Annotated in this window: 17 protein-coding genes; 4 read left to right on the forward strand and 13 right to left on the reverse strand. The window is 66.5% G+C overall.

The window, feature by feature from the left end:
- Positions 1-4 precede the first annotated feature (4 nt).
- From L284_RS27230 to L284_RS27275, 10 genes are all read right to left on the reverse strand, one after another.
- Positions 5-1,516, reverse strand: coding sequence for a UDP-N-acetylmuramoyl-tripeptide--D-alanyl-D-alanine ligase (locus L284_RS27230; protein ID WP_021232433.1), 1,512 nt, complete (start codon positions 1,514-1,516; stop codon positions 5-7).
- Positions 1,517-1,520: 4 nt separating this feature from the next.
- Entirely contained in the window at positions 1,521-2,981 is a 1,461-nt protein-coding gene (locus L284_RS27235) for a UDP-N-acetylmuramoyl-L-alanyl-D-glutamate--2,6-diaminopimelate ligase (RefSeq protein ID WP_021232434.1), read from the reverse strand.
- A gap of 10 nt (positions 2,982-2,991) precedes the next feature.
- On the reverse strand, positions 2,992-4,665 hold the full coding sequence (locus L284_RS27240) for a peptidoglycan D,D-transpeptidase FtsI family protein (RefSeq protein WP_407635830.1): 1,674 nt from the start codon (positions 4,663-4,665) through the stop codon (positions 2,992-2,994).
- A 98-nt stretch (positions 4,666-4,763) separates the two neighbouring features.
- Positions 4,764-5,312, reverse strand: a complete 549-nt coding sequence (locus tag L284_RS27245) for a hypothetical protein (protein WP_031341407.1) — start codon at positions 5,310-5,312, stop codon at positions 4,764-4,766.
- Entirely contained in the window at positions 5,309-6,349 is a 1,041-nt protein-coding gene (rsmH, locus tag L284_RS27250; protein WP_021232437.1) for a 16S rRNA (cytosine(1402)-N(4))-methyltransferase RsmH, read from the reverse strand. The genes L284_RS27245 and rsmH overlap by 4 nt, the downstream gene beginning before the upstream one ends.
- Positions 6,346-6,843 (reverse strand): division/cell wall cluster transcriptional repressor MraZ, encoded by a 498-nt coding sequence (locus L284_RS27255; protein WP_021232438.1) that lies wholly within the window; start codon positions 6,841-6,843, stop codon positions 6,346-6,348. Before L284_RS27255 ends, rsmH begins: the two co-directional genes overlap by 4 nt.
- Positions 6,844-7,157: 314 nt before the next feature.
- The gene (locus L284_RS27260) at positions 7,158-8,003 is read right to left on the reverse strand and encodes a GldG family protein (protein ID WP_235054264.1); all 846 of its coding nucleotides are present in this window, start codon (positions 8,001-8,003) and stop codon (positions 7,158-7,160) included.
- Positions 8,004-8,017: 14 nt separating this feature from the next.
- Positions 8,018-8,362: a hypothetical protein gene (locus tag L284_RS27265; RefSeq protein WP_021232440.1), complete on the reverse strand. Its 345-nt coding sequence runs from the start codon at positions 8,360-8,362 to the stop codon at positions 8,018-8,020.
- A 52-nt stretch (positions 8,363-8,414) separates the two neighbouring features.
- A complete protein-coding gene (locus tag L284_RS27270) occupies positions 8,415-9,425 on the reverse strand; it encodes a cysteine synthase A (RefSeq protein ID WP_021232441.1) in 1,011 nt (336 codons plus the stop codon).
- A gap of 154 nt (positions 9,426-9,579) precedes the next feature.
- Entirely contained in the window at positions 9,580-9,897 is a 318-nt protein-coding gene (locus L284_RS27275) for a 2Fe-2S iron-sulfur cluster-binding protein (protein ID WP_021232442.1), read from the reverse strand.
- A gap of 104 nt (positions 9,898-10,001) precedes the next feature.
- On the opposite strand from L284_RS27275, the gene L284_RS27280 reads away from it, so the two are divergent.
- Positions 10,002-10,619, forward strand: a complete 618-nt coding sequence (locus tag L284_RS27280) for a DNA-3-methyladenine glycosylase family protein (RefSeq protein ID WP_021232443.1) — start codon at positions 10,002-10,004, stop codon at positions 10,617-10,619.
- On the opposite strand, the gene L284_RS27285 is transcribed toward L284_RS27280, so the two are convergent.
- Together L284_RS27285 and L284_RS27290 are read right to left on the reverse strand one after the other, a co-directional pair.
- Positions 10,616-11,725: an acyltransferase family protein gene (locus L284_RS27285; protein ID WP_021232444.1), complete on the reverse strand. Its 1,110-nt coding sequence runs from the start codon at positions 11,723-11,725 to the stop codon at positions 10,616-10,618. The two genes, L284_RS27280 and L284_RS27285, sit on opposite strands and share 4 nt — an antisense overlap.
- Before the next feature lie 19 nt (positions 11,726-11,744).
- The gene (locus L284_RS27290) at positions 11,745-12,044 is read right to left on the reverse strand and encodes a 4a-hydroxytetrahydrobiopterin dehydratase (protein ID WP_021232445.1); all 300 of its coding nucleotides are present in this window, start codon (positions 12,042-12,044) and stop codon (positions 11,745-11,747) included.
- Between the two features lie 63 nt (positions 12,045-12,107).
- Between L284_RS27290 and ccmA the strand changes: the two genes are divergently transcribed.
- The 3 genes from ccmA (at position 12,108) to L284_RS27305 (ending at position 14,272) form a co-directional block, all read left to right on the forward strand.
- Entirely contained in the window at positions 12,108-12,692 is a 585-nt protein-coding gene (ccmA, locus tag L284_RS27295; protein WP_021232446.1) for a heme ABC exporter ATP-binding protein CcmA, read from the forward strand.
- Positions 12,689-13,348: a heme exporter protein CcmB gene (locus L284_RS27300; RefSeq protein WP_021232447.1), complete on the forward strand. Its 660-nt coding sequence runs from the start codon at positions 12,689-12,691 to the stop codon at positions 13,346-13,348. The genes ccmA and L284_RS27300 overlap by 4 nt, the downstream gene beginning before the upstream one ends.
- 483 nt (positions 13,349-13,831) lie before the next feature.
- A complete protein-coding gene (locus tag L284_RS27305; protein WP_021232448.1) occupies positions 13,832-14,272 on the forward strand; it encodes a hypothetical protein in 441 nt (146 codons plus the stop codon).
- A 173-nt stretch (positions 14,273-14,445) separates the two neighbouring features.
- On the opposite strand, the gene L284_RS27310 is transcribed toward L284_RS27305, so the two are convergent.
- A complete protein-coding gene (locus L284_RS27310; RefSeq protein ID WP_021232449.1) occupies positions 14,446-15,606 on the reverse strand; it encodes an isovaleryl-CoA dehydrogenase in 1,161 nt (386 codons plus the stop codon).
- Positions 15,607-15,718: the final 112 nt, after the last annotated feature.

Below are 15,718 nucleotides of genomic sequence, written 5' to 3' on the forward strand. Positions count from 1 at the left end.
CCCCCTACCCTTCCTGTTTGTCGAGCGCGTTCACCAGGGAAGCCAGACCCACCGAATTGGAGCCCTTCACAAGGATGACATCATCCCGTTCGAGACCGAATTCGCGCAGTGCGTCGATAGCTTCCCGCACAGTGAGGCAATGCGCGAAGGGCACCGCTTTGCCAAGCGGAAGACCAGCGGATTTCCCCAGTTCCCCGGAATTCCCACGCCCTTCAAGGGCCTGCGTCAAAGCCTGTGCAAGCGGCGCCATTTCTTCGCCCACCAGCACGGCGAAATCGACCCCCGCCTCGCCGATCGGACCGGCGAGGGCAGCGTGGTAGTCGGGGCCGTGACTGCCCAGCTCCTTCATCGCACCGAGCACGGCGATGCGCCGGTGCGCAGGCGTGCGGCCCAGCTGCTCCAGCGTCGCCCGCATGGAGGCGGGATTGGCGTTGTAGCTCTCGTCGATCAGCAGCGCCTTGCCGCCGGGAACGTCGACCTGAAGCCGCGCGCCGCGCCCGGGCAGCCCGCCCATTTCGGCAAGCGCCACCCCTGCGGCGCCCAGGTCTCCCTTGACCGCCCGCACCGCGGCCATGACCGCAAGCGAGTTGATGACATGATGCTCACCCGGCGCCGCGACGGTGTAGCAGACGCGGCGGTCGCCCATGTCGATGGTCACCAGCGAGCCACCGCCGATCGCCGGAACCGCGTCGAGCAGCCGCACGTCGGCATCGCGCGCCTTGCCGAACGAGACGACCTCGGCCCCGGCGGCCTGCGCCGTTTCCTTCAGCCGGTTGAAATAGGGACTGTCGGCGGGAATGACGGCAGTGCCGCCCGCTTCCAGGCCTTCGAATATCTCCGCCTTGGCATCGGCGATGGCTTCCATCGAGCCCAGCATCTCGATGTGCGCGGGCGCGATGGTGGTGATGACGGCCACGTTGGGGCGGACCTGCCGCGTCAGCGCGGCAATCTCGCCCGCGTGGTTCATGCCCATTTCGAAGATGCCGAAACGGGCGCGTGCCGGCATCCGCGCCAGGCTGAGCGGCACGCCGACATGGTTGTTGTAGCTCTTGACCGAACGGTGGGCATCGCCCCGGCTGGCGCGATCGAGTGCTTCGAAGATCGCTTCCTTCACGCCGGTCTTGCCCACCGAGCCGGTCACGCCGATGATCGGCCCGCGCGACCGCTCGCGCGCGGCGGCACCCAGTTGTTCCAGCGCCTGGGTGGTATCGGCGACAAGGATGTGCGGCCCCGCGACCGGGCGGTCGACCACGACTGCCGCCGCACCCTTCGCGAAGGCCCCTTCGACGAAGCGATGGCCGTCCATCGTTTCGCCCTTGAGCGCGAAGAACAAGTCGCCGGCCTGGACGTCGCGGCTGTCGATCTCGACGCCGGATACCGTGAAGTCGCTGCTTGCAGAGCCACCCGTCACCCGCGCGAGCGTGGCGGAATCCCAGAGCGCGGAAGACCACGGGGCAAGCGGGTTTTCCTCGACCACATCACGGGGCCATTCGAGGATCCGGGCTACAGCATTCATCGCACTACCTTCCCTGCGGACCAGACATTTCCCTGGCCACGGTGACGTCGTCGAATGGCAGGACGCGCACGGAGTCGCCGCTGCCGATGATCTGCCCCTGTTCATGCCCCTTGCCGGCGATGAGGACGATGTCCCCATGTCCGGCTTCTGCGATGGCCGCGCCGATAGCCTCGCGCCTGTCGCCGATTTCCCGCGCGCCTTCACCCATCCCGGCGAGAACCATGGCGCGAATCGCTGCCGGGTCTTCGCCGCGCGGGTTGTCGTCGGTGACGATCGCCACGTCCGCGCCTACACTGGCGACACGGCCCATTTCCGGCCGCTTGCCCTGGTCGCGGTCACCGCCCGCGCCGAATACCACGATCAGGCGCCCTTCCACATGCGGACGAAGCGCCGCGATCGCCGCTTCCAACGCGTCGGGCGTATGCGCATAGTCGACATAGACCGGCGCGCCTACCGAAGAAATTGCCGCGCGCTCCAGTCGCCCGCGCACGGTGACGAGCCGCTTCAGCGCATCGAATGTCGCATGCGGTTCACCGCCGCTGGCCAACACCAGCCCAGCGGCCACCAGTGAATTGGCGGCCTGGTAGGCACCGATCAGCGGAAGCTCGAGCACGTAAGTTTTCCCATCGTGCTCGAGCTCCAGCTTCTGGCCGAGTCCGCCCGGCTTGCGACCCGAAAGGCGGATTTCGGTGCCTTTGGCACCCACGGTGAACGTCTTGAGCCCGCGCTGCTGCGCGTGGGCGATGGCTTTGTCGGACCATGGATCGTCGGCCCAGATCACGGCGGTGCCGCCCTCGACGACCACTTCGTCGAACAGGCGCATCTTCGCCGCGAAATAGTCGTCCATGTCGGCGTGGTAGTCGAGATGGTCGCGCGAGAGGTTGGTGAAGGCGGCTGCCGCAACGCGCGGTCCCTCGATGCGGAACTGCGAAAGGCCGTGGCTGGACGCCTCGTAGGCGACATGGGTGACGCCCTCGCGGGCAAGGCCGGTAAGGTTGGCGAGGAACGTCACGATATCCGGCGTGGTGAGGCCGGTGAAGACCGTCTCGTCGCTGGTGGTCACGCCCAGGGTGCCGATCGAGGCGGCGCGCTGGCCAGCCATGCGCCAGATCTGACGGGTCAGTTCTACCGTGGAGGTCTTGCCGTTGGTGCCGGTCACGGCCACCAAGGTCTCGGGCACCGGCTGGAAGAACGGCGCGGCAAGGCGCGCAAAGAGACGGCGCGGCTCGGAATCGGCGAAGTGAACCGCACCTTCGACCTGGGCGTCCGGATGGGCGACAATGGCGATGGCGCCCGCCTCGACGGCGGCGGCGATGTAATCCTCGCCGTTGAACTTCGCGCCGCGGAATGCGCCGAAAATCGTGCCCGGTGCGACCTTGCGGTGATCGATGGCGAAGCCGGTCACATGGGAATCTGCACCCGCGAAGGAAACATCGGCAGCGGCGCAGAGGGCAGACAATTTCATGCGTTCAGGCTCACTCTTCAGCGGTTCCGGCCGGGATCAGCGGCTTGAGGTCGGAAATGTCGATGTCGCGGGTCTCGTCGGGCATCACGCCCAGCAGCGGTCCGATGCGGGGGACCACGCGCTGGATCACCGGCGCGGCGTTCCAGGCCGCGGTGCGCTGGAACGACGTCGCCTCGGTGCCCTGCGGCTCGTCCATCATGGCGATGACCACGTAGCGCGGGCGGTCCATCGGGAATGCCGCCGCGAAGGTCGCCACGAGCGAGTGCTTGCGATAGCCCCCTGCACCCGGCTTTTCGGCCGACCCGGTCTTGCCGCCGACGCGGAAGCCCGGCGCGTCGGCCTTGCGGCCGGTGCCATAGGACACGATCATACGCAGCAGCTGGCGCATGCGGGCGCTGGTGGCGGCGGTGAACACGCGGCGTCCGTCCGGGACTTGCGAGGGCTCCAGCTTCTTGAGCGTCGCTGGACGCCAGATGCCGCCGTTGACCAGCGAGGCGTAAGCGGACGCGAGGTGCAGCGGGGTAACGGCGATACCGTGGCCATAGGCGACCGTCATCGTGCGCAGGCGCGGCCATTCGCCGCGCGGCCAGAGCGGAAAACCGCGCGCAGGCAGCTCGACATAGGGCCGCTGGTTCATCGCCAGCGATTCCATCGTCTTCTTGAGCCGGGCACCGCCGAGTTCGTCGGCGATATGGGCAGTGACGGTGTTGGACGAATGGATCAGAGTTTCCAGCACGTTCAGCGAGCTGCCGTAGTTGTGCAGGTCATGGATCGTGAACCTGCCGACATGAAGCGGCGTAGCCGGCCAGCGGCGGCGCAAGTCGGTGATCGTACCGGCATCGAGCGCGGCCGCGACGGTGATCGGCTTGAAGGTGGAGCCGAGTTCGTAGACCTGGTTGGTGACGCGGTTGAAGCCGCGCGGGACGTCGCCGGCTTTGGCCTGCTCCTCGGTGATCACGAGGTCGCTGGGCTGCACGTGGTTGGGATCGAACGAGGGCAACGAGGCCAGCGCCAGGATCTCGCCGGTGTCCACGTCGAGGATCACGCCCGCCGCGCCCTTGGCCTTGCTGAGCGCCATGCCCTTGCCCAGTTCGTCTTCCAGCGCGCTCTGCACGCGAAAGTCGATCGACAGCGTGGAGGGCTGCGCGCGGCCTTCGGGGCTGGTGAGCTGCTTGTCGAAAGCCTGCTCCATGCCGACCTGGCCTTTGCCGAAGGTATCCACATAGCCGAGCACCGAGGCCGCCATCGAGCCCTGGGGATAGAAGCGCGTGGCTTCCTGCGGGTATTCCAGCGCCGGTTCGCCCAGCGCATGGACCTTGTTGGCATCTTCTGGAAGGATCGACTTGCGCAGATAGCCGGGCTTGTCGGACGAGAGCTTGGCGATCAGTTCGGCGCGGTCGAGATCGGGGAAGATGCGGATCAGCCCGCTGGCGACTTCGGCAGGTGTGTGGATCAGCGACGAGCCTTCGCTCATCGCCTTGGGGTTGAACCACAGCGAGTAGGTGCGGAACTCGCGCGCCAGCGGCACACCGTTGCGATCGACGATTTCCCCGCGTTGGGGCACCAGCAGGTCCGACAGGTCGCCGCCGCGCACCGAAGGTCCGGTCACGCCCAGGTAGATGACGCGAAAGAACGCCAGGAGCCCGATCAGCGTGAAAACGCCCAGGATCCAGAGCGTGCGCATCTTCGCGACCAGCAGCGATTGCTGCCGGACGTTGAAGAGCTTGCGCCGGCCGGTCGAAACCGTGGTGGGGACCGCTCCGATTGGGAAGGCCGGAGCGTTCACTGCTGGGCGGCCTCCGCCACTTCGATCCGCGCCAGGCGGCTGCCCAGCGCTGCGGCGTCGCGCGCCATCTGGTCACGCTCCGGATCGCGATTCCTGCCGCCGGTGCCCTTGGCCTCCGGCTGCGCAGCGGCGTTCGCACCGCTCACCGGCGAAACCATCGCCAGGAGCCCGCCGTTATCGGATTGGCCCTCCTCGCCGGCCGTCTCGGCATTGGCGTAGCGGATCGGCGCAGGGGCACCCGGCCCCACCGGCATGCCCAGCGCGGCAAGCTGGCGCTCACCTTCGATATATTGCGCGGCGGTCGGCGCCTTGTAGCCGAACTCGACCTCGTTGAGTTCCTTGAGCGCCTGCTGGTTCGAGCGGGTCTGGAACTCGGTCTCCAGGAAGTTGATGTCCTGCTGCACCCAGACGATCCGCTTTTCGGCGTCGTGGACCTGGCTCTTCACCGCGTTGACGCGCAAGGTCAGGCCGATCGTCAGCGCCCCGCAGACCAGCAGCACGGAAATCCACCCAATCGAATGGACGCGATCGCGAGTGAGGTTCATGGGGCACTCCTGGGGTCTTTACGGCCTTCGTGGACCGCTGTTCTTGGGCCAGATACTCTTGGGGGGGCTTGCGTTCGCACGGCGGCGCGCAGGGTTGCGGATCGGGAACGGGGATTGGCGGCGAGTTCCGCCTCCCCCGGCCGCACGGCCTTGGCCACCCGTTCGAACGTCGCCTGCGGGCCGGAGCCCAGTTGCGGCAGATGCCGCGACGTGCTCTGCGCCTGCCCGGCGGCGTCGCGCAGGAAGCGCTTCACCTTGCGATCCTCGAGACTGTGGAAGGTCACCACCGCCAGCCGCCCCCCGGCGCGCAGCACGGTTTCGGCCCCTTCCATCCCGGCATCGAGTTCGTCCAGCTCTCCGTTCACGTGGATACGGATCGCCTGGAAGCTGCGCGCCGCCGGGTCCTTCGGCGCGGAAGCTCCCTTGTAGTTCGCGTTGTAACCCACCGCCTTGCGCACCACGGCAGCCAGTTCGCCGGTCGTCGCGATCGGGCGCGCGGCGACGATCGCGCGGGCCACGCGGCGCGACTGGCGCTCTTCGCCATAGAGGTAGAGCACATCGGCGATCTGGGCCTCGTCGGCCTCGTTCACGAAGTCGGCGGCGGACATCCCGGCCTGGCTCATGCGCATGTCGAGCGGACCATCGGCTCCGAAGGCGAAGCCGCGCTCCGCCTGGTCGAGTTGCATCGAGGAGACACCGATATCCATGACGACGCCGTCCACCCCCGTGACTCCGGCTTCTTCCAGGCTCGCGACCATTTCGGAGAAGCGGCGGGCGTGCAACACGAGGCGGGGCGGATTGGCGTCCAGCTCCGGCCATTTCGCGCGGTTATCCACGATAGCGGCGATGGCGTCGGGATCGCGGTCGAAGGCGTGGACAGTCGCGCCGGCATCGAGCAGGCGTCGGGTGTAGCCACCCGCGCCCAGGGTGCCGTCGACGATGACGTCGCCGCCCTGGGGGTTCAGGGCGGCGACGACCTCCTCAAGGAGCACCGGAACGTGGGGAACGCCCTCGGGTATGGTGCGAGAGGCGCTCATTTCTTCGACGCTTTCTGAAGTTCCTTGGCCGCCAGGCTGCGGCAGGCGGTTTGTGCCGCCTTCCAGCCGTCGTCCATTTCATTGAGGTTTTCCGGGCTCCACACGGTGAAGAAGCGGCCGTTGCCGCGGAAGTAGAGCTGGTCGGAGACGTTGGCGAGGGCGGCCAGATCCTCAGGCAGGACGAAACGGCCGCTGCCGTCGAAGGGCACTTCGTAGGAGGCGTAGATGTCCGCCGCGCGCTTTTCCGCGTCGAAGTCCTTGCCCGCGCGAACGGCCAGTTCCTGCTGTTCGCGGATTTCCTGCTCGAAATCCTGGATGCGCGAGAGACCGAAGCCGACAAGGCAGGGCCAGCGGTCATGGGTGGTCAGGCAGAGCAGGTCTTTCCCGCTCGATTCGCGCACGGTGCCGCGAAATGCATTGGGCAGCACGAAACGGTTCTTGTCGCGTAGCAGCGAGAAGCCCTGTCCGTTGTAGATGAATGGCTGCCCAGCCATGATCCCTGTTCGCCCCTAGGTTGCTTCTCGGGCATGACGGACCCCCTCCCCGCCGCGCAGCCACGCGGCAAGGTCCGCGTCCTGCGATGAGGACACGACGAGACTCAGCCATTCCGATTGACATGGCTTTTATAGCGGGAATTTTGGGGATTAAAGGGAAATGTGGGGATCAGCGCGATTTATCCGGCGGATTTCTTCGGATTTCCGGCACGGACTGTCCCACGCCGAAGCGTGTTAACTGCCTCACAACTACAAAGAACGCTGATTTTCAGATGTTTTTCGGCACAGGCAGGGCTTGCTCCGCGCTTACCCGCTCAATCCCCACTTAGGGCTTGGGCCATCAATGACGCCAATGTCTTACGGCGTATGTCGAGGGACGCGCGATCTTCGCTCTCTTCGAACAGAGCGGCGTCGGAAATGGCCAAAATGCGCCCTTTCCCGGAGACACACTGAGCGACGATACCGTCTGCGATGAGATGGCATGGGCTGGCGGCATCCCCATCCTTCCCCATGATCCCGGTTTTTCCCGTTACGAGGCCGCCGTGCCGATCGGGCCCATTCTTCCCCGAAGTTCCCGGAAGCAGGGCACCCTCCCCGGAATTCCCCGAAAATCGGAAACGTCCGGCGAGCGCAACCGGTATCGCCCCGAAGTCGGTTGCGACCAGGCGCTCATCGGCGGGCTGGGCGTCGTCGAACTCCAACCGCAACCCCCAACGCGCGAGTATCGGCGAGAGCAGCACGGTGTCCTGCGGACGGCGCGGATCGCCCAGTGCATAGCGGGAAGGCGCGGTGAGCATGGGATCGGCAAAGAGCAGCACACTGCCCCCTTCCCGTACCCAGCGATCCAGCGCGACGTTCTCCTGCGGGGTAAGCGGGCGCGGCTGGGCCAGGACCAGCAGCCCGTCCCGAGGAAGCGGCAGGTTGCCACTCGCATCGGCCAGCGTGTCCAAGGGAGTCAGGGTCCCGGCGGAGGTCAGGGCCGCGAGCGCCCAATGCTGCGGCCGCTCGTCCGCCAACAGTTCGCGGATATCGCCGCTCTCGCCCCAGACGATCGGCAGACTGGTGTAAAGGCCGATAGTGGGGGTGGAACGCGGAACACCTGATTCGCCGCAAGCCGCAAGCGCCAGCGCGCTCGCCAGCAGCGCGAAGGCACCCCGCACGCTATTCGGCATCCCTACTGACCGGCTACGCCGCTCGCTTCGGCATCGGTGACCCCGGTAGCTTCAGGAGCCGGCGCCGGCGTGGGAACGGGATCGGCCGCAGGCACCACGCCGATATCCGCGAGCGGATCGCTGGCGGCCTTCTTCGGCTTGGCATCGACGGCGACGACCTGCTGAATCGGATCCGTAGTATCGATCAGACGGGTGCGATCGTTGATGATGTTCGCGAGGCCCACGATCAGGAGCATGGCGCAAAGGCCGAACAGCCCGACCTGCAACCGATGCACGGCCTGCGAACGCAATTCACGCGCCGTCGGCGGCACGAAGTGCTGCGGGGCGGTGATCGGTTCGACCATCATGGGCCCGACCTGAGTAGGCGGAATGTGTCCTGCCATCGACGGACCGTTTACCTCAGGATTGCAGCCATGGGAAGACGGGCAGGTTCTTCGACTTCAACCATTCCGGATTGTAGAGCGAGGACAGGTAGCGGAAGCCGGTGTCGCACAGGATCGTCGCCACCCGGGCATCGGGCTTGCCTTCTGCCACCAGCTTGCGGCCGAGCGCGACGGCGCCCGCCACGTTTATGCCCGAGGACAGGCCGAGGCAAAGCCCCTCTTCCGACAGCAGGCGGCGCACCCATTCGAGGCCTTCCTCGTCCGAGATGCGGAATTGGGTATCGATCGGCGCGCCTTCCAGGTTCGCGGTGATTCGGCCCTGCCCGATCCCCTCGGCGACCGAATTGCCCTCGGCCTTGAGTTCGCCATGGGCGTAGTAGTTGTAAAGCGCGGCGCCATGCGGATCGGTGAGCGCGATGGTCACATTCTCGTCGAAGGCCTTGAGGCCCAGGCCCGTGCCCGCGATCGTGCCGCCGGTGCCGGCGGCGCAGGTGAAGCCGTCGATGCGGCCTTCCATCTGCTGCCAGATTTCCGGCGCGGTGCTTTCGATGTGCGCCTTGCGGTTGGCGATATTGTCGAACTGGTTGGCCCAGATCGCGCCCGGCGTCTCTTCGGCGAGGCGGCGCGACGTGTGGACGAAGTGGCCGGGATTCGAGAACGGTGCGGCAGGGACGAGTACCAGTTCGGCACCCAGTGCGCGCAGGGTGTCCATCTTCTCGCGCGACTGGGTCTCGGGCATGACGATGATCGTCTTGTAGCCCAGCGCGTTGGCGACCAGAGCGATGCCGATGCCGGTATTGCCCGCCGTACCCTCGACGATGGTGCCGCCGGGCTGCAGCAGCCCCTTGGCTTCGGCATCGCGGACGATCCACAGGGCCGCGCGGTCCTTCACCGAGGCGCCGGGATTGGCAAATTCGCACTTGCCCCAGATCTCGCAGCCGGCCGCTTCGCTCGGCCCTTTGAGCAGGACGAGCGGGGTGTTGCCGATGAGGTCGAGAGTGGCGCGCTGGGGGATCGGTGCAGTCATGGCGGCACAGGTAGGAAGTCAGGCGGGATGGCGCAAATGATTTGCGCGCCTATCGTTCAAAACGGCGGTTTCTCTGCCGCCTCGGCCAGCGATCCGTCGTCCCGGATCCTCCGCTTTCGCGGGAGCGGGCAAGTCCGGGACGACGGTCGATCCTTCAATCTTCCTGCGCGATCGTGACCTTGCAGCCTTCGAGCGCCGCGGTGATCGGAACCTGGCACGACAGGCGCGAATATTCGTTGCGATGATCCGAGCTGTCCAGCAGGTCGTTCTCGTCTTCGCTCATGGCGGGCAGCTTGTCGGCATAGGCCGGATCGATATGAACGTGGCAGGTCGCGCAAGAGCAGCAACCGCCGCAGAGCGCCAGAAGCTCGTCGAAGCCGCTGTCGCGGATCGTTTCCATGAGAGTGCGGCCCTCGAGAGCCTCAACGGTGGATTCGTCGCCCGATTGATTGATGACGATGATCTGCGGCATTCTCGTCGATCCTCTTTGATACGGCATGTATCGTGACATGCAGGTGTTAGCCTTTGCGGCCGGCTGCTAATGACTGCGCCCCTCTTTTGCAAGGTGATCGAAAAATGGGCCTGAATGCCGCCGCTCTCCGACAGGGAATCGATGCCATCGCGGCGCGGGAGCCGGGCATCGCCCGAGCGCTGGACGCGGCCGGCTATCCCGAGCCGCGCATACGCCAGAGGGGTTATGCCACCCTGCTTCGCACCATCGTCGGCCAGCAGGTTTCGGTCGCGGCGGCGGCTTCGGTGTGGAGCCGGCTGGAGGCGCTGCTGGGGGAGGGACTGGCCCCCGAAACGCTGCTCGCCGCCGAGTTCGAGGCGCTGCGCGCCTGCGGACTGTCGCGCCAGAAACAAGGCTATGCCCGCAGCCTGTGCGAATTGGTGATGGCCGGTACGCTCGATCTCGATGCCTTGCCCGAGGATGACGAGGAAGCGATCGCGCGGCTGGTCCTCATCAAGGGCATCGGCCGATGGTCGGCGGAGATCTATCTGCTTTTCGCCGAGGGAAGACCGGATATCTGGCCGGCGGGAGACCTGGCCGTTCAAGCCGGGCTGCACCGGATCCTGGGGCTGGATGCGCGTCCCAGCGAACGGGAAGCGCGGGCCATCGCGGAAGACTGGCGCCCCCATCGCGGTGCCGCGGCGATCTTCACCTGGCACTGCTACAACAATCCCGCGCTCTAGGCGCGGGCGACCCGGCCAGCCCCAGCGGACGATCGCTCGTCCATCCAGCGGCGCAGGCGCGGTGCCTGTCGCTCCGTGAGGATCGAGATCGCCGCGCAGGCCAACACGATCGCTCCGATCAGCGCCGTGAACGCCGTGAAGCTCCGCCCCGCCTCGATGCCCCACGACCGCAGCAGCTGGATCAGCGGCCAGTGGAACAAGTAGAGGGTGAAGGAGAACCCGGCGAGGCTTTTCGCCGCTGCGCCGAGCCGCAGGACAGGTCCGGCCATGGCTTCGGCCAGCGGGCGGGAGCCCACCAGGGCCACGGTCATGATCAGGCCCATCGCAAGGTCCGAAAGCGCCCATTCCGACCACTCGGCATCGCCCGGCCACCATGCCTTGAGCATGGGATTGAGCACTTCCCGGTCGATCTCGAAAAGCGCCAGCGCCGCCCAGCCCGCCGCGACCAGCACGAGAGGCGCGAGCGCGAGGGGGAGCCTGCGCGCGGCGGGCGCATGGGTCAGCGCCACGCCGAACAACCAGGCCGGCATGAGCAGGAGAATGGCTCCGCCTGCTGCGAAACAGCTCAGGGTCACGGCAACCGCGCGCCGCCAGCCCCTCAGAAAGGCTGCGAGGGCGAAGATCGCATAATACCAGACTTCGTAGCAGAGCGACCAATAGGGCGGGTTCCACACCGGCCCCGCCACGCCGGGCCAGGCGCTGATGAAGGTCAGGGGCGCGAGAAGCTGCTTGGTGATGGCAAGAGCGTCTTCGGGGCTGTTGTCCATCCGCACCGGGCTTGGCCCCGCCAGCAGATAGGCCGCCAGCGTGCTGAAGATCAGTGCCGGGATCGCCACCGGCAGAATGCGCGAGATGCGGGCGACCGCATAGCGTCCCAGGTTGGATCTGCCGCCGAGCACGGACGTGCTGATAACGAGGCCGGACAACACGAAGAACACGATCACGCAGTAGTGCTGCATGCGCACGCCGAACGGGAAGTCGCCGTGATAGAGCCCGAGTTGTACCGCGTGACCGACCACGACGAGCAGTGCCGCACCGAAGCGCACGAAGTCCAGCACGACCGAGAGCGGCCGCGTCAGGAACGGTTCTTCGGCAGGCCGGCTCATGGCGCCCCGTCCCTCCGGATCAGGCCTGCGGCGCGATCGCGTCGATGAAGCGCGCCATCTCCACGTCGCGCCGGGAAAGGCCGGAAGCATCGTGGGTGGTCAGCGTGATCTCGACGCGGTTGTAGACGTTGAACCACTCGGGATGATGATCGACTTTGTCGGCCTGGATCGCCACGCGGGTCATGAAACCGAACGCAGCGTTGAAATCGGCGAACTTGAGCTTGCGCACGATGGCCAGGCCATCCTCGCGCAAGTGCCAGACCGGCAACGCGGCCAGCGCCTCGGCGCGCTCCGCGTCGGTAAGACGGGCTATGGACATGATCGACGACTCCCCCGGAGGCCAGCTTGGCACCGGAGGCCCTTTCCACTATCGCCTCACCCCATGCAAGGGGCCTCCATCGCCATCGACGATCTCGCGTGCCGGCGCGGCGACCGCCTGCTGTTCCGCGGCCTTTCGCTGCGCCTGCGCGCGGGAGAGGCGCTTCGCGTCGTGGGGCGCAACGGCATCGGCAAGTCCAGCCTGCTGCGCATCGTCGCCGGGCTCGCGCCGCCCTTCGCCGGAAAGGTGAATGCCGAGGGAGCAATCGGGCTGGTCGACGAACGCCCCGCTCTCGATCCCGCGCGAACGCTGGGCGAGGCGCTGGCTTTCTGGCGGCAGATCGACGGCGCGGGGGAGAGAAACGGCGATCTTGGCCGCTTGGGCCTCGAAGCCCTGCTCGACGTGCCGGTTCGCTATCTCTCCACCGGACAGAAGAAGCGCGCCGCCCTCGCCCGGCTGCTGGGCCAGGAGGCCGGGATCTGGCTGCTGGACGAACCTCTCAACGGGCTCGACACCCATGCCGCCGCGCTGGCCGAAGCGCTCACGGCGGAGCACTGCGCGGCCGGGGGCATCGCGCTGATAGCCTCGCACCAGCCGTTTGCGCTGCCGGGTATGGCGACGCTCGCGCTCTCGGATTACACGACATGAGCGGCAGGATCCTCGCTTTGTTGAAGCGCGACCTTCTGCGGCTGCTGCTGGGGGCGCGCGGCGGCGGTGCGCTGCTGCCGGTGCTGTTCTTCCTTTCGGTGGCGATGCTCTATCCCTTCGCCGTGGGGCCTGACGCACCTCTGCTGGCGCGGACCGGCGGCGGCGTGATCTGGGTCGCCGCGCTGCTCGCCGCGATTTTGCCGCTCGACCGCCTGGTGGAGCCCGATCTGGAAATGGGCCAGTTCGATCAATGGGCGCTGCGCGGCATTTCCGAAGAACTGGTGATCGCCGTGCGCGTGCTGGCCCACTGGCTGAGCTTCGGACCGCCGCTGATGCTGGCCGCCCTGCCCGCCGCCGCCCTGCTGGGGCTGGAGGGACATACGCTGCTGACGGTCGAGATCGGACTTCTGGCGGGAACACCGGGCCTGGCCGCGCTGGGCGTGACGGTCGCCGCGCTCACGGCGGGGCTGCGCGGCGGGGCGGCGCTGGCGGGACTGCTGGTGATACCCATGGCGGTGCCGGTGCTGATCTTCGGTGCAGGCAGCCTTGGCGCAGGAGGAGAAAGCGGTCTGGCCCTGGCCGCCGCCGCCAGCCTCGTCCTGCTCGCGCTGGCGCCTTTCGCGGGCGGTGCGGCGGTGCGCGCGGCGCGGAACTGACGCGCCGAAGTTCTACGACCGGACTTGGCGCACTGTCTTGCCTCGCCAAAAGCGAGCGCTTCAGATCCGGGAAATGGTCGCCGGTGTCTCGACGGTCCCTGACGCGACTCACACACTGCGAATCGCTTTGACACATATCCGAGTCGCAAGCCGGGACCTGGCCGGCGGCAACTTCCTGCCTGAAAAATCGGGACCGTTTCCGACGCTGTAGATCAGCGCCGCCCAGCGCCTCGCTTGTGGAAAAAGGCGGCATAAGTCCGGGATGAACTCCGGAAAAACGTAGGATATCTGGGAAAAAGCGGGCCGGGGCGGTTTCTCGCGCATGACGTGAAATCGCCCCGGCCCAGTCGACAGGAAGGGCAGGTCGGAGCCCCATGACAAGCGCCGACCCGAGGTCCTTGGTGCAGGCTTGACGGGCAAGACAAGCTGCGTAGACATAGCTAATGATAATCATTCTCAAGTGCAAGCCCATGGAGAACAGGCATGTATCAATATGTCGATCGCCCGCTCAATTCGCTCGACGAGGGGTGCCGTTTCCTGGTCTGGTCCATGCGGGCCTGGGTCACCACCCTGGGCCGCCGCCAATGCCCCGCGCAGGCTCTGGCGCCGGCTTTCGCCAAGTGGCGGATGATCGGTGGGCTCCAGCCCTTCCACCGCGCGATGTTGCTTTTCAACCGCGACGCGCTCGAAACCTTCGCCTTCTGCCCGATGGCCTGCAGCCACGTTTCGGAGCACGAAGCGGTGATTCTCGAACTCATCACCTCGCTACGCGACCGCGGCCCTCAGCAGACCCGCGACACGCTGGAGATGATCATCTCGGAAGAGAGCGTGGGCGACATGCTGGAGACGCTCTCGAAGCTGGGCGCGGCCATGGCCATTGCCGGGATCTTTCCGGGTGAGCCGGTGGCGGCAAAGCGGCGTTGAAGAACAGGGAATAAGCAGGGGCCATCGCCCCTGCACCCCGTTACCGTCGAGCCCGTGCCCTGCGCCTCCGTCGCGCGCCCATGGCCGCGCGGGGAGCGCAAGACACATAGCGGCGCGAAAGATCGACATTCAGAGGGTCCGGGGGATCATCCCCCGGGAATCTTCCCTTCTCCTTATGCCCCGATCAGCTCGCGCCCGATCAGCATCCGCCTGATCTCGTTCGTCCCCGCGCCGATATCGAGCAGCTTGGCATCGCGCAGGTAGCGCTCGACCGGCCAGTCCTTGGTATAGCCTGCCCCGCCCAGCGCCTGGACCGCCTCGCCCGAGACGCGAAAAGCGTTCTCGCTCGCCAGCAGGATCGCGCCCGCCGCGTCGAAGCGGGTGGTCTGTCCGGCATCGCAGGCGCGTGCCACGGCATAGACGTAGGCCCGCGCCGACTGCAGCGCGACGTACATGTCGGCGACTTTGGCCTGCATGAGCTGGAAGGTCCCGATCGCGGCGCCGAACTGACGACGCTCGCGGACATAGGGGATCACGGTGTCGAGGCAGGCCTGCATGATGCCGATCTGAAGACCGGCGAGCACGACGCGTTCGTAGTCCAGGCCGCTCATCAGCACTTTCACGCCGCCGTTCAGCGGGCCCATGACGTTTTCGACGGGCACGAAGCAGTCGTCGAAGACCAGTTCGCAAGTGGGCGAGCCGCGCATGCCCATCTTGTCGATCTTCTGACCGATCGAGAAGCCGGGCATGTCCTTCTCAATCAGGAAGGCGGTGATGCCTTTCGATCCCGCTTGCGCATCGGTCTTGGCGTAGACCACGAGCACATCGGCATATGTGCCGTTGGTGATCCAGAACTTGGTGCCGGTAAGGCGAAAACCGCCGTCCACCGCATCGGCGCGCAGCTTCATGCTGACGACGTCGGAGCCTGCGGCCACCTCGGACATGGCAAGGCTGCCGACGTGCTCTCCGGAAACCAGCTTCGGCAGATACCTGGCCTTCTGCGCATCGCTCCCCCAGCGGCGGATCTGGTTGACGCAGAGGTTCGAATGCGCCCCGTAGGACAGCCCGACCGAGGCCGAAGCGCGGCTGACTTCCTCCACCGCGATCACATGTTCGAGATAGCCGAGCCCGGTGCCGCCCCATTCCTCCTCGACCGTCAGGCCGTGGAGGCCCAGCTCGCCCATGGCCGGCCACAGTTCGCGCGGGAACCAGTCTTCGGCATCGATCCTCGCGGCCAGGGGCGCGATCTGCTCGTCGGCGAAGCGCGCCACACTCTCGCGGATCATCTCCGCCGATTCGCCCAGGGCGAAGTCGAAGTTCGGGGTTGCCTTCATGCTCGTGTTCCCAATCCTTGCGCCGTTGCTGCGGCGTTTTGTTGTCCAGCAGGATAGCGACCAGCCTTTTCACGAACAAATTGAAACTTGCGGCGTCCTCGGATAAATTTTT

The organism is Novosphingobium lindaniclasticum LE124 (assembly GCF_000445125.1).
Lineage (GTDB): Bacteria > Pseudomonadota > Alphaproteobacteria > Sphingomonadales > Sphingomonadaceae > Novosphingobium > Novosphingobium lindaniclasticum.